General features: G+C 72.5%; 17 protein-coding genes. 5 read left to right on the plus strand and 12 right to left on the minus strand.

Going from position 1 to position 17,987, the window contains the following annotated elements; translation table 11 throughout:
- Positions 1 to 30: 30 nt before the first annotated feature.
- From ACZ7OH_RS19160 to ACZ7OH_RS19215, 12 genes are all read right to left on the minus strand, one after another.
- A complete protein-coding gene (locus ACZ7OH_RS19160; protein ID WP_470281986.1) occupies positions 31 to 549 on the minus strand; it encodes a flavin reductase family protein in 519 nt (172 codons plus the stop codon).
- Positions 549 to 1,895, minus strand: coding sequence for an FAD-binding oxidoreductase (locus ACZ7OH_RS19165; protein ID WP_470281987.1), 1,347 nt, complete (start codon positions 1,893 to 1,895; stop codon positions 549 to 551). The genes ACZ7OH_RS19160 and ACZ7OH_RS19165 overlap by 1 nt, the downstream gene beginning before the upstream one ends.
- Positions 1,892 to 2,233 (minus strand): avidin-fold protein, encoded by a 342-nt coding sequence (locus tag ACZ7OH_RS19170; protein ID WP_400903777.1) that lies wholly within the window; start codon positions 2,231 to 2,233, stop codon positions 1,892 to 1,894. The genes ACZ7OH_RS19165 and ACZ7OH_RS19170 overlap by 4 nt, the downstream gene beginning before the upstream one ends.
- On the minus strand, positions 2,230 to 3,528 hold the full coding sequence (locus ACZ7OH_RS19175) for an ATP-grasp domain-containing protein (RefSeq protein ID WP_470281988.1): 1,299 nt from the start codon (positions 3,526 to 3,528) through the stop codon (positions 2,230 to 2,232). Before ACZ7OH_RS19175 ends, ACZ7OH_RS19170 begins: the two co-directional genes overlap by 4 nt.
- Positions 3,525 to 4,946, minus strand: coding sequence for an NAD(P)/FAD-dependent oxidoreductase (locus ACZ7OH_RS19180; protein ID WP_470281989.1), 1,422 nt, complete (start codon positions 4,944 to 4,946; stop codon positions 3,525 to 3,527). Before ACZ7OH_RS19180 ends, ACZ7OH_RS19175 begins: the two co-directional genes overlap by 4 nt.
- Positions 4,943 to 6,466, minus strand: a complete 1,524-nt coding sequence (locus tag ACZ7OH_RS19185) for a class I tRNA ligase family protein (RefSeq protein ID WP_470281990.1) — start codon at positions 6,464 to 6,466, stop codon at positions 4,943 to 4,945. The genes ACZ7OH_RS19180 and ACZ7OH_RS19185 overlap by 4 nt, the downstream gene beginning before the upstream one ends.
- Positions 6,463 to 6,834: a cupin domain-containing protein gene (locus tag ACZ7OH_RS19190; protein WP_470281991.1), complete on the minus strand. Its 372-nt coding sequence runs from the start codon at positions 6,832 to 6,834 to the stop codon at positions 6,463 to 6,465. Before ACZ7OH_RS19190 ends, ACZ7OH_RS19185 begins: the two co-directional genes overlap by 4 nt.
- Positions 6,831 to 8,156: a SidA/IucD/PvdA family monooxygenase gene (locus tag ACZ7OH_RS19195; RefSeq protein ID WP_470281992.1), complete on the minus strand. Its 1,326-nt coding sequence runs from the start codon at positions 8,154 to 8,156 to the stop codon at positions 6,831 to 6,833. The genes ACZ7OH_RS19190 and ACZ7OH_RS19195 overlap by 4 nt, the downstream gene beginning before the upstream one ends.
- 71 nt (positions 8,157 to 8,227) lie before the next feature.
- Positions 8,228 to 9,895, minus strand: a complete 1,668-nt coding sequence (locus ACZ7OH_RS19200) for a peptide ABC transporter substrate-binding protein (RefSeq protein ID WP_470281993.1) — start codon at positions 9,893 to 9,895, stop codon at positions 8,228 to 8,230.
- A 31-nt stretch (positions 9,896 to 9,926) separates the two neighbouring features.
- Positions 9,927 to 11,102: an acyl-CoA dehydrogenase family protein gene (locus ACZ7OH_RS19205; protein ID WP_470281994.1), complete on the minus strand. Its 1,176-nt coding sequence runs from the start codon at positions 11,100 to 11,102 to the stop codon at positions 9,927 to 9,929.
- 162 nt (positions 11,103 to 11,264) lie between these two features.
- Entirely contained in the window at positions 11,265 to 12,089 is an 825-nt protein-coding gene (locus ACZ7OH_RS19210) for an isocitrate lyase/PEP mutase family protein (protein WP_470281995.1), read from the minus strand.
- 19 nt (positions 12,090 to 12,108) lie between these two features.
- Positions 12,109 to 13,494, minus strand: coding sequence for an AlkA N-terminal domain-containing protein (locus ACZ7OH_RS19215; protein WP_470281996.1), 1,386 nt, complete (start codon positions 13,492 to 13,494; stop codon positions 12,109 to 12,111).
- A 177-nt stretch (positions 13,495 to 13,671) separates the two neighbouring features.
- On the opposite strand from ACZ7OH_RS19215, the gene ACZ7OH_RS19220 reads away from it, so the two are divergent.
- From ACZ7OH_RS19220 to ACZ7OH_RS19240, 5 genes are all read left to right on the plus strand, one after another.
- A complete protein-coding gene (locus ACZ7OH_RS19220) occupies positions 13,672 to 13,956 on the plus strand; it encodes a putative quinol monooxygenase (RefSeq protein WP_470281997.1) in 285 nt (94 codons plus the stop codon).
- 237 nt (positions 13,957 to 14,193) lie between these two features.
- A complete protein-coding gene (locus ACZ7OH_RS19225; protein WP_470281998.1) occupies positions 14,194 to 15,411 on the plus strand; it encodes an MFS transporter in 1,218 nt (405 codons plus the stop codon).
- Between the two features lie 202 nt (positions 15,412 to 15,613).
- A complete protein-coding gene (locus tag ACZ7OH_RS19230; RefSeq protein ID WP_400903756.1) occupies positions 15,614 to 16,939 on the plus strand; it encodes a helix-turn-helix domain-containing protein in 1,326 nt (441 codons plus the stop codon).
- A 300-nt stretch (positions 16,940 to 17,239) separates the two neighbouring features.
- Positions 17,240 to 17,722, plus strand: a complete 483-nt coding sequence (locus tag ACZ7OH_RS19235) for a hypothetical protein (protein WP_470281999.1) — start codon at positions 17,240 to 17,242, stop codon at positions 17,720 to 17,722.
- Positions 17,723 to 17,806: 84 nt separating this feature from the next.
- Complete coding sequence (locus tag ACZ7OH_RS19240) at positions 17,807 to 17,953, plus strand: hypothetical protein (protein WP_372670665.1); 147 nt, start codon at positions 17,807 to 17,809, stop codon at positions 17,951 to 17,953.
- The last annotated feature ends 34 nt before the right edge of the window (positions 17,954 to 17,987 follow it).

Here is a 17,987-nt window from a genome sequence, read left to right on the forward strand (position 1 = left end):
CCCGGGCTAGCCAGATTCGGACATGACCCGTCAGAGCGCCTCACCCCAGAGCCCCGGCCCCTGCCTCGGGTCGGTGATCGAGTGGTAGCCGCCGTGCACGAACACCAGCGCCGGTGCGAGCCGGTCGTGGCCCGTCGCCAGCACCTCGCCGACGACCAGGGTGTGGTCGCCCAGGTCGAACTTCTCGGCCAGCGCGCACTCCAGCCAGCTCGCGCCCTCCAGCACGAGCGCGCCCGTCCGCTCCCCCGGTTTCGCCTCCAAGCCGGCGACGACTCGAGTAGCGCGCGGGCCGGCGAACCGGCGGGCGACGTCGCGCGCGTCCGCCGGCAGGATCGACACCACCCAGCGGCCGGTCGCCAGGAGGTCCCCGAGAAACGCGGATTCGCGCCGGAACGCCAGCGAAACCAGCGGCGGGTCCAGGGAAATCGACCCGAGGGAGTTGACGGTGACGGCGTCGTGCCGCCGGCCGCCGGGGGTGTCGCGGTACGTCGTGGCGACGCACACGCCCGTCGCGAAGGTGCGCATCGCACCACGGAGATCGGGAGCCATCACAACTCCTGCGGGGACTCGAAGAACCGGCCGGGGTCGTACCGGCGCTTGACCTCGGCGAGCCGCGCGGCGTTCGGCCCGTAGTAGGCGCTGCGCCAGTCCTCGAGGTCCGGATCGGTGAAGTTGACGTAGGAGGAGTCGGGCGCGAACTCGCCCGTCTCGGCGTGCAGCGCGTGCAGCCAGTCCAGGTTCGCCGCAATGACGCCCGGAGCGTCCTGCTCGGTCCACGACGTGTCCAGGCTCAGCAGGAACTTCGTGTCCCGGTGGGGGAACGCGGTGTCCTCGACGGGAACGCGGGAGATTTCCCCGCCCCAGGCGAACAACGCGGCCCCGGCGCCGTCGGGGTTGCCGCTGCCCGGCCACTTCTCGACGGCCCGGACGAGCGCCTCCAGCCCCGCGTCGGCGAGCGCGTCCGGCGTGCACCGCGTGCGGACGGCGAACGCGCCGCCTTCGCTGCTGTGGTGCAGGAACCTCGCCGCGTCCCAGAAATCGCGGTCCTCGATGTCGGCGCGGTCCGGAGCCGCGACGGCGAAAGCGGGAGCCAGCAGCTCACGCAGTTCCGACGCCGGGCCGAGGTGGTGGCCGACCACGGAGACGACGCCGTCGTCACCCGCCGAGCGCGCGATGCCGATCCGCGCCGAGAACTCCGCCGGCGCGGCCAGCATGATCTCCTGCATCGCGGCCAAGACCTCGACCGCGTGCGGCCACGCCCAAAGCACCACACACGTCGACCCCGCCGGGGCCGGACGCGCCTGGAACGTGAAGCTCGTGTTGACGCCGAAGTGGCCGCCCCCGCCGCCGCGGCAGGCCCAGAACAGGTCCGGGTTCTCGGTGGCGGACGCCGTGACGACCTCCCCGGACGCGAGGACGACGTCGGTCGAGACCAGCGCGTCGCACGTGAGGCCGTGCGCGCGGGAGATCGTCGTGACGCCGCCGCCGAGGGTCAGGCCGCCGATGCCGACGGTGTCGGAGTTGCCGAGCGGGAACGTCAAGTCCCACGGCCGCAATCCCGCGTACAGCGCCTTCATCGGCGTCGCGCCGCCGACGGTGACCAGCCCGGTGCCGCGGTCGACGCGGATGCCGGACAGCCGCCGCAGGTCGAGCACCAGGCCGGCGCCCGTCGAATGGCCCGCGTAGCTGTGCCCGCCGCCGCGGACCGTGAGCGGCACCGACTCCGCACGGGCCCAGGCGATCGCCCGGGCGACGTCCCCGGCGCGGGAGACGGCGAGCACCGCCGCCGGGCGGGTGGCGGCGAACCGCCGGTTCACCGGCGCCACGGCCGCGAAGCCGGGGTCGCCGGGGAACCGGAGCTCGCCCAGGCCGCGCAGGGCGTCCCACCTGGTCATGACGCGCTCATCTCCAGCGAGACCTCTTCGAGGTAGGAGACGCCGGTGGCCGCGTGCTCGCCGTAGCGCTCCCAGACTTCGCGCAGCACGAGCGTGCCGCCGTGCCACTGCGGGGTGTTGGTGCTGTGCCCGGCGATCACCTCGCCGCCGCGCAGCACCATCGTGTAGGCGAGCCGCAGGACGCCGGCGGCGTCGCACGTGCCGGTCACCGTGCCGCGCAGGACATGCCCGCCTTCGAACTCGGCCCAGACCAGGTCGCCCTGCTGGCGGTACTCCGCGTACGTGCCGTCGCCGCCGCCCAGCGCGCGGAACCGGCGGCCGTCGTAGTGGATGCTCATTCGTCCACGTCCAGGAGCCCGGCCGGCATCGCCAGGGTGGTGCCGACGGGCGGCGGCTCGATCTCGACGGCCTCGACCTCGACGAGCGAGGCCGCGTGCGCCAGCCGCTGCCGGCACGTTTCGGCGTCCTTCGCCTCGCACACGACGAACGAGTGGCGCGCGATGTAGCCGCCGGGCGGCAGCCGCAGCGTGGTGCCCGGCTCGACCATCGGCGACGCCGTGATCAGGCCGGGAGCGTCCCACGGCACCTCGACCGAGTGCACGACGCAGTCGTGGTCCGGGTAGCCGAAGCGGATGCCCGCGACGCTCGCGCGCGTCGGCGTGACGTCCGGGCGCTGGCCGGTGGCGACGTCGAACAGCACGCTGCCCGGGTCGATGCCGGTGGCCGTCTTGCCGAGGAACGGGATCAGGTCGCCGCCGAGCCGGCCGTTGACCTCGATGATCACCGGGCCGCGGCCGGTCAGCCGGACCTCGGTGTGGGTGATGCCGTTCTCGATGCCGAGCACGCGGTGGGCGTCGGCCAGGACGCGCAGCAGCTCTTCGTCGCGCAGCAGCGGGTCGGCGGCGTCGACGACGTGGCCCGTCTCCTCGAAGAACGGCGGCATGCCGGTGCTCTTGCGGGCGATGAACATCGGCAGGTACTCGCCCTTGTGGACGGCGCCGTCGATGCTGATCTCCGGGCCGTCGGCGAAACCTTCGATGATGGCGCCGCCGCGGTAGGGCTCGTCGCCGACGAGGCTGGCCTCGTGGGCGACGCGGTAGGCGGCGTCGAACTCGGCCGCGTCCCGGGCGAGGGAGACGCCCATGCTGGCGCCGAGCGCGCGCGGCTTGACGACCACGGGGAAGCCGATGCGGGTGACCGCCGCGCGGGCGTCGTCGAGATCGACGGCGAGGTGGAAGCCGGGCTGCGGCAGGCCGGCGGCGGTGAGCCGGACGCGGCAGCTGTGCTTGTCGCGGCAGCCGTGCACGCCGGGGATGCTCAGGCCCGGCACGCCGAACTCGGCGGCCAGCTCGGCCGCGGGCATGACCAGCGGCTCGTCCCAGCAGAGCACACCGGCCACGGCGTAGTTCTTGGCCAGCTCGCGGGCGGTTTCGGCGAGCAGCGCGTGGTCGAAGACGTTGACGACGGTGATGTCGTCGAAGTACTCGTGCTGCCAGGTCGGCTTGAGGTTGTTGATCAGGACGAGCCGCAGGCCGGCTTCGCGGGCGCGTGCGGCGACGGATTTGACGAGGTATTCGCGGTAGAGCTTGAGGCCGCTGCCGATGACGAGCAGCGCGCCCGGGGTCGTGGTCATCGAAGATCCCTTCGGGTCGGAGAAGCGAGAGCGGCGACGACCGCGTCCGCGGCGAGCGGGGCGGTGCGGAAGCCGTCGGGGCCGCTGGCCGGCCGGGCCCACGCGGCGGGGCCGACGCGGACGAAGCCGGTGTCGCCGCCGGCGGCGGTGGCGTAGTGGCAGTGCTTGACGCGCACGACGTCGTAACCGTCCACATCGGACACGACGCCGGCGGCGAGGACGCGTGCCGCCCAGCCCGCGTCGTCGTCGGGGCCGGCCAGGGTGGTCACCTCGCGCCGGACGGCGTCGGTGCTCACCTTGAGCAGGGTCCCCGCGACCGAGGGCAGCAGCCAGGCCCGCCCGTCGGCGCCGAGGCCGCCCGCGGTGGGCGTCGCCGCCCAGGCGTGGGCGAGCGCGGCGGGCGGGCGCAGGTAGACCATGGTCTGGCGGTGCAGCGCGACCGGCCGGTCGACGAGCGCCCCGGTCCACGGCCCGGTGGCGACGAGCACGACGTCACCGGGCACGGAGGTGCCGTCGGCCAGGTGGACCTTCGCCTGGTCCGGGTCGATGGCGACGGCCTCCCGGCCGGGCCGCAGCTCGGCGTCCGGGTGGTGGCGCAGCCAGCGCGCGGCCGCGTGCAGGACGCGGTCGGCGAGCAGCGTCCCGGCGTGCGGTTCGAACACCGCGCCGCTGCCCCGCGGGAACCCGAGGAGCGGGTAGGCGGAGGGGTGCACGATCCGGATCGGCACCCCGGCGGCGCTCGCGGTGCCGACGGCGGCGGGCACCTGCCCGGGCGGCAGCGCCTGGAGGACGCCGACGCGCCGGTAGAGGCCGGCCCCGGGCAGGTGGTCGCAGAGCAGGGCGTCGAGTTCTCGCCACCGCCGGTGCAGCTCGGCGGCTTTCCGCGTGGCGACGCGGTCCCCGACGACCAGCGCCCGCAGCGCCCGGTGCTGGTCGAAGGAGGTGGCGCCGGGGTGCGGAATGGGCCCGCGTTCGAGGAGGACGACGCGGTGCCCGGCGAGGACGCTCCGGATGGCGGTGAGCAGACCGGTGATCCCGGCCCCGACGACCACGACGCGGAGGTTTCCGCGCCGGGTCCGCGGTGTCCGTCCGGCGCGGGACGCGGCGCCGAGGCTGGGCGCGGAGTGACCCGCGCCGAGCAGGACCTCGGCGCCGGGCGACGCTTGACCGGTGCCGACCGCGAGGCCCGCCGTGGGCCCGGCGAGGCTCGCCCGGGCGCGGCCGAGGTCACCCCGGCCGGCGCTGGCCCCGAGGGGCGCGGTGCCGGCCAGGGCGGTGCTCATCGCCGGAGCGGGCCCGGGGATGAGCATCGCTCGCTCCTGCCCCGGCCGGGCAGCCGGAACCGCGGTGGGCGCGGCCGGAGCGGTGCCGGTGGCGGCCGCGGCCGCCATTTCCTCCTGCCGCGTCGCGGCGGTCATCGTCCGGCCTCCGCTTCCCTCAGCCGTGGCAGCGCCGCGGGGGTGAACGACTCCGCGTCCGCCCCCGCGTCCTGCCCCAGCACCCGCTCCGCCAGATCCACCAGGATCGGCGCGGCACCGCGAACCAACCGGTCGACCTCGAAGCAGAAGTCGCCCGCGTCCGCTCCCATCACCGGGCGCGCGTCCAGCCGGGCCAGCTGCTCGGTGATCGTCTCCGCCGCGCGGTTCAAGCTGAACCCGGCCAGCTCGTACGACTCGGCGAACCGCGACGCCATCCGCGACGCCGCCCGCCGGGACCGGGGCGACACCGGCAGCGGGCCGAGCCCGACCCACCGGTTGACCTTGTCCGCCACCCGGTTCCACGGCTCGACGAGCCGCGTGGACGTCACCCGCACCAGCGCGTCGCGGCTGAAGCTCGTCCGCTGGTGCTCCGGGCTCGTCGCCGCCAGGTGGAAGCGGATCAGGTCGCGCGGCACCTCGGCCGCCAGCTCGCGGCTCCACACCACGTGCCCGCGGCTGGTCGAGAACTTGCGGTGGTCCAGCTCGTAGAACTCGTTGGTCAGGTACCGCGCCGGCAGGTCGTACCGGCCGTCCAACGCCAGCAGCATCGCCGGGCCGGCGATCGCGAACGGGTAGATGTTGTCGAACCCGAGGAAGTACACGACCTCCGAACCCGCGCCGGCCAGCCACAGCTCGTCTTCAGAGGACGAGCCCGCCGACAACGCCGTGGCGTGCATGCTCCACGCCATCGGCTCCGCGTTCGGGTTGACGCGCTGCCCCGCGACCTCCGGGAACGGCACCTCGATGCCCCACGACGTCGGGTACGTGACCGGGAAGTCCGGCAGCGGCCGCGCCAGCATCGCCGCCATCGCCTGCGCCATGTGCGGGCGCATTCCCGACGCGTGCGCCGCGAAGTGCGCCCGCAGCCCGGCCCGGTAGCGCTCGACCGGCAGCACGAGCACGTCGGCTTCGCGCAGCTCCACCGGATCCGCCGGGTCCAAAGTGGACCGGACGTCCAGCAGGTCGCCCGCGGCGACCAGCTGCCCGCAGCTCTCGCAGAGCCCCGCGCAGCAGTCGGCCAGGCACTCCGGGCAGCTACCGGACGCGAACCCGTCCACGAGGAACTGGCCCGACTTCGGCGAGTACGGGAACTTCATCGTGCGCAGTTCCAGCTTCCCCGCCGAGTACAGCCGGCCGACGAAGTCGACGACCCACTTGGTGAACCGGTCGTCGTCGCCGGTGTAGCCGTCGACGCTGATGCCCATCGCGTCCAAGCTGGCGGCGATCTGCGCCGCCGACGTGGCGACCAGCTCCTCCGGGGTGACGCCCCGACGAAAAGCGGTCGTCACCACGAACGTCGAGGTGTCCTGGAACCCCGTGCCCAGCAACACTTCCCGGCCCTGCGACCGGGCGTAGCGGGTGTGCACGTCGGCGGCCAGGAACGGGCCGGCGATGTGCCCGAGGTGCAGGTCGCCGTTCGCCGTCGGGGCGGGCGAGATGACGACCGTCCGGGCGCTCATGACACGCCTGCTTCGTGCCGGGCGGTGAACTGAGCGGACATCCCGGTGTCCCACCAGACGCCGTAGTACTCGAAGTCCTTGTCGCCTTCGTTGGTGACGCAGTGCGTCGAGCCGGGCGGCAGCCGGACGATGTCGCCGGCGGAGAACGGGTGCCGCACGCCGTCGACGACCAGCGTGGCGATACCGGAGAGCGCGATGAAGATCTCGTACTCGTGGTGGGAGTGCGCGGTGGACGTGGTGTGCGGGCGCAGGACGCACCAGGCGCCTTCGAACGGGGCGTTGAGCTCCGGCCAGGGCAGCAGCCGCTGGGAGTCGAGCCCGTACGCGCGTTCCAGGTTGGCGCGGTCGAGGGGGCGGACGTCGATCATACCGCCACCACCACGGACTCGTCGGAACGGCGGCGGTCCTCGTCGGGGCCGGTGCCGCGCCGTTCGACGATGTCGCCGGCGATCTCGGCCGAGCGCTGGGCCAGCACGCTGATCAGCGAGTCGGAGATGCCGTGCGTCGCCTCGTTGACGCCCTGCAGGTAGAGCGCGCCGTGGGCGCCGGCGCCGAGGTCGGCGCGGTACTGCCGGTTCACCGAAATCCCGTCGAGGCCGATCGCGTCGGCCAGGCCGCGGACCATCGCCGGCATCCGCGGGTCGAAGCCCGTACCGAGGAACACCGCGTCGCAGCGAATCCGCTCGATGGTGTCGTGCTTGAGGTCGCGGACGTCGAGGACGATTTCGTCACCCTCGGCCCGGGCGCCGACGACGTCGGCGGAGCCGCGGACCGTCGAAACCGGCTTCCCGAGCATCTTTTGCTTGTAGATCATGGTGTACAGCTCTTCGAGGAACGGTGCGGCCAGGCCGCCGTAGTTGGTCAGGTGCATCTCCGCGAGCACCCGTTCCCGCGCCACTTCGGACATCGTGAAGAACTCGTCCACAAAGGACGGGAAGAACAGCTCGTTGACGAACTTGCTGGTCTGGTAGTCCTTGAGGGCGATCGCGCGCAGCAGCAGCGTCGGCGACGAGCCCGGCGCTTCCTGGTGCAGCGCCATGAACATCTCGGCCGCGCTCTGGGCGCCGCCGACGACGACCGGGCGCAGCGGCTTGCCCGGGCGGGCGAGCCCTGCTGTCGAAGCGACGCGGGTGCTGAACTCGGTGCTGTGCACGACCCGCTCGGCCGGCAGCCCGCGGAACACCTCGGGCACGTGGGCGTCGCGGCCGCCACCGACGACCAGGTCGCGGCAGAGGATCGTGTCGCCGTCGGACAGCGGGACGGTGAACCCGAGCACCTGGCCCGACTCCGAGTGGATCGGCAGGACCCGCACGGCGCGGGCGTTGTAGCGGACCTGCACCCGCTCCAGCGAGTCGGCGACCCACTGCAGATACGCCGAGATCTGCCAGCGGAACGGGTTGAAGGTGCCGAGGTTGACGAACTCGTCGAGCTCGCCGCGCTCGTGCATGAAGTTGAGGAAGGAGAAGCGGCTGCGCGGGTTGCGCAGGGTCACCAGGTCCTTCACGTAGGACACCTGGCTGCGCGCCCACGGCAGCATCAGGTTCCGCTGCCACTTCACGTCTTCGTGCTGTTCGAGGATCATCGCGCCGCCGGCCACGCCGGACCGGCCGCACTCCTCGAGGGCGACGGCCAGCGCGAGGTTCGCCGGGCCGGCCCCGATCATCAGGACATCCACTTCGTGGACAGTCATCTCTGTCTTCTTTCTGGAAGATTCTGCCGGATCGACCTGCGGCGCGCCGGGTCGCGGCGCGCCGCAGGGAGCTACTTGCCGACGGTGACGCTGAAGAGGTCGAGCTCGCGGAACTGGGTGGGCTGGACGTTGTGCAACCGGGACGCCCAGGCGGCGGTGCCGGACTGCCACCAGATCGGGATGGTCGGCATGTCCTGCAGGACGAGCTTCTCGGCCTGCTGGTAGAGCGCCTGGCCCTGCTGCTGCGACGGCGCGGCGTCGGCCTGCTTGAGCAGGTCGTCGACCTTCGGGTTCGAGTACTGGCCGACGTTCGAGGCCGCCCCGGTGCGGAACAGCGGGTTGAGGAAGTTCTCGATCGACGGGTAGTCCGCGACCCACGCCGAGCGGTAGATGCCGGTGACGGTCCGGTTGTTGAGCTGCTTGCGGAAGTCGCCCAGCGTCGTCTGCGGGGTGAACTTGCAGGTGTGGCCCAGCGAAGCCTGGATCTGCTTGCAGATGACCTCCATCCACTCCTGGTTGCCGGAGTCGATGTTCGAGGTCAGCTCGATGTCACCCTGGAAACCCGAGGCGTCGAACAGCTGCTTGGCCTTCTGCGGCTGGTAGGTGCACAGCTCGCCGCACTGGTTGTCGACGTGGCCCTGGACGTTCGGGGCGACCAGGCCGTCGGCCGGGGTGCGGCCGCCGTTGAACACCTGCTGGATCAGGGCCTTCCGGTCGATGGCCATGGAGATCGCCTGGCGGAACTGCGGGCTGGCGTAGCGCTTGTCGAACAGCGGGAACGCGATCGCCTGGTAGCCGAGGTAGGTGTAGGTCTTGCGCCGGTCCTCGGGCAGGTCCTTCTTGATCTTGCCGCCCTGCGTCGACGTCCACGGCGTGAAGGAGAGGAAGTCGAGCTTGTTCTTCAGGACGTCCGCGTACGCCTGGTCGAGGTCGGTGTAGAAGCGGAAGTCGATGCCGCCGATGTTCGGCTTCTGCGCGCCGGCGAAGCCGTCGAACCGCTTGACGACGAGGTCCTTGCCCGGCGTGTAGGAGCCGAATTCGAACGGGCCGTTGCCGACGGGGTGCGCCTCGAACGCCTTGCGGTCGGCGAAGAAGCTCGCGGGCATCGGGAAGAACGCCGCGTAGCCGAGCTGGACACCGAACTCCGAGAAGGGCGCGTCGAGCGTGACGGTGAACGTCTTGTCGTCGACGACCTTCAGGCCCGACAGCTCCTTGGCGGCCGGCAGGGTCGCCGGCTGCTTGCCGTCCGCGGTCGCGTTGTTGACCTGCGCGAAGCCGACGACGTGCGAGAAGTAGCTGGCGCCGGCCATCAGGTTCGGGGAGTACGCGGTGTAGTTCCACGCGTCCACGAAGCTCTTGGCCGTGACGGCGGTGCCGTCGTGGAACGTCCAGCCGGGCTTGAGCTTGATCGTCCACACCTTGGAGTCGGTCGTGGTGACCGAGTCCGCGACGGCGTTGTGCGGGGCGGCCGTCTTGGCGTCGTACTCGATCAGGCCGCGGAAGAGCGTGCCCAGCACGCTGATCCCGCCGACCTCGGTCGTGTTGCCCGGCACCAGCGAGTTGGCCGGTTCGGTCTCGCTGTAGCTGATGACGGCGTCGCGGTCGATGTTCGCCGCGCCGGCGGGCGCGGCGGCGCCGTCCGGCGAGGGAGCGGCGGTGGTGCCGCTCGGGGTGCTGCACGCCGTGAGCGTCACGGCCAGCACGGCGGCCGCGCACACGGCGGCCCGGAGCTTGCGCATGGGTATCTTCCTTCTTCTGGGTGGGGTGGAGTCAGCGCCGGCTGGAGGTGATGCCGAGGGCCAGCGGGAACGCGGGCCGGCCGCCCAGGAGGTGGGCGCCGGCGGTCTGCAGGATCCGGTCCTGCGCCACGATGTGCTGGCACATCGTGGTGGTGTCGCGCAGCCAGCGGTCCAGCGGCGAAGGCCGGTAGATCGCGGACGTCTGCACGAGGTCGTAGAGGCGGCTGACGATCGAACGCGCGGTGCGGAACGCGTGCCGCCGCGACAGCGGGAGCGCGGCCCGCTCGCGCGGGGTCAGGTCGTCGAGGGTGCCGCCCGCGGAGAGGACTTCGTGCTGGCGCCGCAAAGCGCCGTAGACGCCTTCGCGAGCCGCGGCGAAGTCGCCTTCGCAGTCGGCGATCGTGGTCTGCGTGCGGTAGTCGTCCTCGCGCCCGGCGGCGACGGCGGTGTCCGTCGCGTGATCGAGCGCGGCGCGGGTGACGCCGAGCGCGACGCCCGGCATGTTCCGCATGTGGACCTCGGGCTGGGCCAGCGGCCCGGACCCGCCGCGGACCTCGGCGAAGGTGAGCGTGTGCTCGGCGGGCACGAACACGTTGGTGATCGCGTAGTCGCAGCTGCCGCTGCCCGCCAGGCCGGTCGTGTGCCAGGTGTCGAGCACCTCGACGTCGGCCTTCGGCACCATGAGCAGGATCGAGTCGTGCTCGGGCTCGCCGTCGCGGTACAGGAACGCTCCGGAGACGACCCAGTCGGCGTGGGTGACCCCGCTGCCGAACTGCCAGCGGCCGGTCAGGCGGTAGCCACCGGGGACGATTTCCGCGCGGCCGTTGGGGAAGAGCAGCCCCGCGGTCGCCATGTCCAGGCTGGGGAACATCTCTTCGGCGACGGCGTGGTCCAGGAAGGACGCGTAGAGACCGGTGTCCGACCCGATCATCGCGCACCACCCGGCGCCGGCGTCGCCGTAGGCGAGGGCCTCGATCACCTCGGTCTGCTCGATCGAGGTCAGCTCGGGACCGCCGTGAGCGCGGGAGAACCCCATCCGGAACACCCCGGTGCCGCGCAGGAGGTCCACGACGTCCGCGGGCAGCCGGCGGGCCCGCTCGATCTCTTCGGCGCGGTCCCGCAGCACCGGGGCGAGGGCCTGCGCCCGGGCGAGGATCTCCGCGGCGGTTTCGGGCGGCCGGACGGATAGGGGCTCGACTGCGGTCATCACATCACTTCCCTCGAGGTCTTCTTCTCGGTCGTGGAAGTGATTGAAGCCAGCGGTTTAATTGATGGAAACGGTTGTCCACCAAGGAAAATCAACGGGGTGCAAAAAGGAAGTAGACAGGGCCGCGACGGGAATCCGCCGCGGCCCTGTCCGGGGAAGGAGTCAGCCGGTCACGGCGCTGTTGACGGCCCCGAAGTCCAGGCCGCCCTCCAGCGCGGTGTACGTCCCGTGCTCCAGCAGCTCGGCCGCCGCGCGCTGGGCGACGGCGTAGGCGGACTGGGCGATCGCCGTGCCGACGCTGATCCGGCGGACGCCGACGGCTTCCAGCTCCGCGACGGTCGGGGCACCCGGCCACACCATCACGTTGACCGGCAGCGGGCTCTCCTTGACGAGCACGGTCAGCGTCTCCAGGTCGATCAGCCCCGGCACGAACAGGCTGTCCGCGCCGGCCGCCGCGTAGGCGCCCGCGCGGGTCAGGACGTCGTCCAGCCGGCCTTCGGGCTCGCCGATGCCGAAGAGGTAGACGTCGGTGCGGATGTTGATCCACAGCTCGGGCAGGCCGGCCGCGGTCGCCGCGTCCCGGGCCGCGCGGACCCGGCCGACCTGCGAGGGGACGTCGAACAGCGGGCCGCCGGGGGCGGTCGAGTCCTCCAGGTTGATCCCGACCGCGCCGGCGTCGACGATCGCGCGGACGGTCGCCGCGACGTCGTCCGCGGACGGGCCGTAGCCACCCTCGATGTCGGCGGTCACCGGCACGTCGACGACGCGCACGATCCGCGCGACCAGCTCGGCCATCTCCTCGCGCGTGAGGCCGTGCCCGTCGGGCCGGCCGGCGGACCAGGCGACCCCGCCGCTGGTGGTGGCGATGGCCGGGGCCCCGGCCCGCGCGATGAGGGCCGCGCTGGCGGCGTCCCAGGCGTTCGGCAGCACCAGCGTGCGGTCGGTGTGCAGGGCGCGCAGCCGCTCGGCGAGGCGCTTGGCAGGCATCGGTTCTCCTTTTGGGTGGTCAAGCGGCCGGCGTCGGTGTGCCGGCGGCGATCAGGTGGGTGGCGGCGAAGGCGCGCCACGGGTGCCAGGCGGCGGCCATGCGGCCGGCGACGGCGAAGACGTCGTGCTCGAGCAGCTGCGTCTCGACCGTGCGCTCGGCGGCCGGGAAGGCGTCGGCGTGCCCCAGCCGCAGCGCGATCTCCTGGGCGGTGCTCTGCTCGATGCCGGGCAACGCCGTGAGCGCGGCGGTGCAGTCGGCCAGGCTCGCGCCGGGGTCGAGCAGGGTCTCGTCCTCGGCCACGGCGGAGGCGAACCCGCGCAGCGTCCGCGCGGCCGCCGCGGACAGCCGGGCCGCGTCGAGATCGGCTCGGGCGAGGGTTTCGGCCGACGGGAACAGGTGGGTCAGGCCGTGCTCGAGACCGGGCACCGGCTGCCCCGCCGCTTCGACCAGCGCGGCCAGCTGCCGCCGCACGCGCGTCCGGACGCTGTACTGGCTGAGCACGGCTTCCACCGCGATCTCGAAGAAGCCCCAAGCTCCCGGCACGCGCAGGCCCGGCCGTTCGCGCAGGAGCGGGCCGAGGACGGGGTCGCCGGCGAGCGCGGCCTCGGCGGGTGCGGTGTCGGCGTCGACGCCGAACATCCGCCCGACGCGGTCGACGACGTGGATGAGGCCTTCCCAGAACGGCATGTGCGCGGTCAGCAGCAGGTGGTCGTCACCACCGCGCTCGACCTCGATGACGCCGGCTTCGCCGTCGAGGCTGATCGTGCGCCGGTAGACGCCGTCGCGCACCGACTCGACGCCGGGGACCGCGCGCTCGGCGAGGAACGCGGTGAGCGCGTCCCAGTGCAGCGGCGGCGCGAACGGCAGCCGCATCCGCAGGCCCCCGTCCGCGGCGATCCGGTCGGCCTTGCGGCGCCGGCTGCGCAGCTCGACCGGGGACGCGCGGAAGACCAGCTTCATGTCCCGATTGAACTGGCGCAGGCTGCCGAAGCCGGCGGCGAACGCCACGTCCGCGACCGTCAGGTCGGAGTCGTCGAGCAGGCGACGCGCGAAGTGCGCGCGCCGCGAGCGGGCGAGCTGGTCCGGGGTCACGCCGAGGTGGTCGTGGAAGAGCCGGCGCAGGTGCCGCGGGGACACCGCCAGCCGCCGGCCGAGCGCGGCTTCGGTGCCGGTGTCCAGCGCACCGGCGATGATCAGCTGGATCGCGCGGCAGACGAGCTCGGGCGCGTCGGCGGCGACCGGGCCGGCGACGCGGTAGGGACGGCAGCGCAGGCACGCCCGGAACCCGGCGGCCTCCGCCTCGGCGGCCAGCTCGAACGTCTTCACGTTCTCGGCGAGCGGCTTCGCCCCGCACCCGGGCCGGCAGTAGATGCCGGTGGTGACCACGGCCGAAAAAGTCGTCATGCCCCAGGTGTAGGGGATGGGGCCCGGCGGGCGCTAGCCGGATCCGGACATGACTGGGGAGATAAGCACCCCCCGAGAAGACGTGTCCGGATCTGGCCGGACGCGCCCGCCTGCGCTCGGCACAGTGGTCGGCGAAGCAAGCACCGCACTACCGAGAGGTTTCCCATGCTGGCGAAGGTGTTCCCCATCCCCCTCAAGCCGGGCAAGCAGGCCGAGGCGGAGGCGCTCGTCCACGAGTTCGCGCCGCTCGGGCCCGGGCAGGAGGACGGCACCCTGTCCTTCCGCGTGTACCGCGACCCCGCCAAGCCGGACTTCCTGCTGTTCGTCGAGCACTTCGCCGACCAGGCCGCCTACGACGCGCACACCGGGTCGGCTGTCTACAAGGACCTGATCGCCGGCAAGTTCGCCGACCTGATCACCGAGTTCGTCGAAATCGACCACGAACTGGTCGTCGGGCTCTGATTTCCCCGCTTACCGGCCGGATGCAGCAATCGCCGCGTCCGGCCGGGCGCGGGTAATGCGAATTCCGCGACAACGGCGTCACGCTCCGACATTTCGCGTAGCCCACATCACCCCGGAATTGATTTTCCGGCGAAAACAACTCTGCCGGTCAACCGGCCAGGCCGCTGCAATGAGGAAGCCGGCACCCCGGATCGCGGGTGCGGCACCCCCTTTCGCAAGCCACCTGGAGGCTCGGCCGTGACCACCACCGAAAGACCCGCCGGCGTGCGGGCCGTCCTGCGCCGGACGCCCACGCCGGTCCGCTACCTGCTCGGTGGCGTGCTCGTCAACCAGCTCGGCGCGTTCGTCCAGACGTTCATGGTGCTGTACCTGGTTTTCCGCGGGTTCTCCGCGGGACAGGCCGGCGTCGCCATCGCCGCCTACAGCGTCGGCTCGGTCCTCGGTGGGCTCCTCGGCGGCGAGCTGGTCCACCGCATCGGCCCGCGCGCGACGATCGCCGCCGCGATGGCGGGGTCGGCCGCGGTCCTGTCCGTCGTCCCGGTGTTCGGCCGTCCCGGCTTCTACGTCCCGCTGCTGGCCGCGCTGCTGCTCGCGGGCCTCGCGACGCAGAGCTACCGGCCCGCGGCCGCCGTCCTGCTCAGCGAGCTGATGCCCGGCGACGACCGCGTGATGGGCTTCTCGATGATGCGGATCGCGCTCAACCTCGGCGCGGCGCTCAGCCCGCTCGTCGCGGCCGGGCTCATCCTCCTCGACTGGAACCTCCTGCTGTGGTTCGACGCGGCCACCGCGCTGCTCTACGCGGGCGTGGCGCTGCGGCTGCTGCCCGACCACCGCGTCGAGCGCGAACCGGCGTCCCCGAAGGAGGGCCGGACGCGCACGGCGTACGGGATCCTGCTGCGGGACGGGCGGTTCTGGTTCTTCCTGGCCTCGGTGCTGATCGGGTCGGTCATCTACGTCCAGTACACGGTTTCGCTGCCGCTGAAGATCACCGCCGAGGGGCACTCCGCGGGTCTGTACAGCGTCGTGCTGGTGACCGCGTCGGCCGTGCTGATCCTGTGCGAGCTCAAGATCACCTCGTACGTCACGCGCTGGCCGGGCTACGTCGCCGCCACCGCGGGGACGGTCCTGATGGGCCTCGGCGTCGCCGGGTTCGGGCTCAGCGGCGGTTCCGCGGTCGCGCTCGTCGTCTGCACGGTCGTGTTCGTCTTCGGGATCATGGTCAACGGGCCGACGATGTTCGCCTACCCTTCGACGTTCCCGGCCGCCGTCAAGGCGCGCTACATCAGCGCCCACCAGGCGACTTTCGGGCTCGGCATGGCGCTCGGCCCGCTGTTCGGCGTCGCCGCGTGGGTCGCGCTGGGCAACGGCGTCTGGTGGCTGTGCGGCGCGCTCGGCCTGGTCGCGGCGCTGTGCGCGCTGCTCGGCATGACGGCGGCCCGCCCCGCGGCCGCCTGAGCCCGGCCCCCGACGGCCGTCCGCTGCGCGCGGGCGGCCGTCGAGTGTTGCCGCAATTCACCTGGACGTCGTAAAAAAGCACCCGGAAATGATCCACCAAGTGTCATCGAAATACCCGAACGGGCTAGCAAGGCCGCCAAGAAGCGGAAGAGACACCGGCTTCCACGAGCGACTCTGAGTGAACAAAGGGGAAGGGATTCACATGGGCAGACCAGAAAAACCCGTCAACACGTCCGGTGGCATCGCCACCCAGTTCGCCCGGGAATTGCGCGAACTGCGCGCGCGGGCCGGGAACCCGACCTACCGGGAAATGGCCCGGTCGGCGATGTTCTCGTCGTCGGTGCTCTCCAGCGCCGCGAGCGGCAACCGGATGCCGTCGCTGCAGGTGACGCTGGCGTTCGTGGCCGCGTGCGGCGGCGACGACGAGGCGTGGCGCCGGCACTGGCACGCAGCGACGAGCGGCTATACGCAGCCCCCGTTCGGGGGCCGCAAGAGAAGACCGACGTTATTCCAGCGCCGCGGCACCCCGCCGCACCCGGCGCAGCTACCACCGAGACCCAGGGGGTTCACCGGACGGGCGGCCGAGCTGGCCTGGCTGCGGTCCCCGCGCGACACCCCGATGGTGATCAGCGGGCCCGCCGGCGTCGGCAAGAGCGACCTGGCCCTGCACCACGCGCACGCGATCGCGGCGGAGGAGAACGACGGGCAGCTTTACGCCGACCTCGGCGGCCTGCGCCACGGCGGCGGTGCTCCCCCGGCCCCGGCGACCGCCGACGTCCTCGACGGGTTCCTGCGCGCGCTCGGCGTCGACGACGACCAGCTGGCCGGCACGTTCGACCACCGCGCCGGGCTGTACCGGACGCTGCTGGCCGAACGCCGGCTCGTCGTCGTGCTGGACAACGTCCAGGACGAGCAGCAGGTGCGCCCGCTGCTCGCCGAGACGACCACGAGCACGACGCTGCTGGTGAGCCGCAAACGCCTGCTGGGGCTGCGGGACGTCCACCGGCTGCAGCTGACGCCGTTGCCGCGCGGGGACTCGATCGCGATGATCACCGCGGCGCTGCCGCACGTCGCCGTCTCCGCCGGCCACGACTGCGACCGCCTCGCCGAGCTGTGCGGCGACCTGCCGCTCGCGCTCGACCTGGCGCTGCGCAAGATCGCGTCGCGGCCGCGGCTGACGCTGCGGCGGGTCGTCGAAGAATGGCGCCTGAACGGCAACACGGTGGACTGGCTCAGCGTCGGGGACCTGTCCCTGCGGGATTCCCTGGAGTCGGCGTACCGCACGCTCAGCCCGCCCGCGCGCGAACTGCTGGAGCAGCTGGCGCGAACTTCGCCGGGTGCACCGGATCCGTGGCCGGCGGCGCTGGACGAGCTGGCCGAGGAGATCGCCGACGCCGGCCTGCTCACGCACGCCGACCCGTACGTCGACGGCCTCGGGGTGCCGTCGCCGGTGCGGGACTTCGTGCTCGGCGCCGCCGAACGCGGCGGACACGACCTCTCCGCCCTCGCGGGACCGGTGTCCGCCTAGCCCCCGGGACGGCCCGGCAACGACGCCGGCGTCCCCGTCTTCTCCTGGAAAACCCGGGATTGATTGTCCTTTGCGGACAACGCTCCCAGCCAAGTCCGCGATGGCCTGTAATCAGCACAGCACGGGTTTCCCGCTGACGCAGGCAGGTCGGACGCACCGGTCGTTCCGGCGGAACCCGTTCTCCCACGGATTTCCCCGGAAGGACACGTCATGCTCGACAACGGCATCCCGGTACGGATCCCGCCCGCCCCGCGTCCACCGGGGCCCGGTGTCCACCGACGCTACGCGGCCTACAGCGCCATGTCTGCTTCGATCATGCTGCTCGCCGCGGCGATCTGGCTGTCGACGCGGGTGAAGCCGAACACCGCGTGGCACGACGTCGCGCTGTTCGCGCACCTCGCGTCGCTCGTGGTCGGCTTCGGCGCGGTCCTGGTCGCGGACTGGTTCTTCGCCCTGTGGGCGCTCGGGCGCGTGTCGTTCGCCGAGGCCGTCCGGAGCGCGTCGCGGCTGCACCCGCTGGTCTGGGGCGGGGTGACGGGCCTGGTCGCGAGCGGCGCGCTGCTGTCGCCCGACCTCGGGTCGGCGGCCACGGTCGTGAAGCTCTGCCTCGTCGGCGTGCTGGCCGTCAACGGCGTGCACACGACGGTGCTGGGCGGGCGGATGGCGCTGGTCGACGACCCGGTCCCGGCGCGTGTGCTCGTCCAAGGCGGGCTCACCACTGCGGTTTCGCAGCTGTGCTGGTGGGGCGCGGTCGTCATCGGCTTCCTCAACGCGACGCGGTGAACGTGTCCGGATCCGGCCAGACCTCCGGCCCCGCCGACCGGCACGCTGAGTTCTCCCCCGATTCCCCGGAGAAAGGAAAACAGGATGATCGCCAAACTGGTCCGCGCGGTGAGCGCGGCGATGCGGCCGGCGCCGTCGGCCACGACGGTGGCGCAGCGCATCGACGCGGCCCGCTCGCAGCCGGGCTACCTCATGACGATCGAGCTGTTCCGCTTGCGCGGCCTGGGCTGACCCGGCTCGCTCGCTTCGCCGGCCGTGCGCCGCC

The sequence above is a fragment of the Amycolatopsis sp. NPDC114478 genome, from assembly GCF_055633805.1.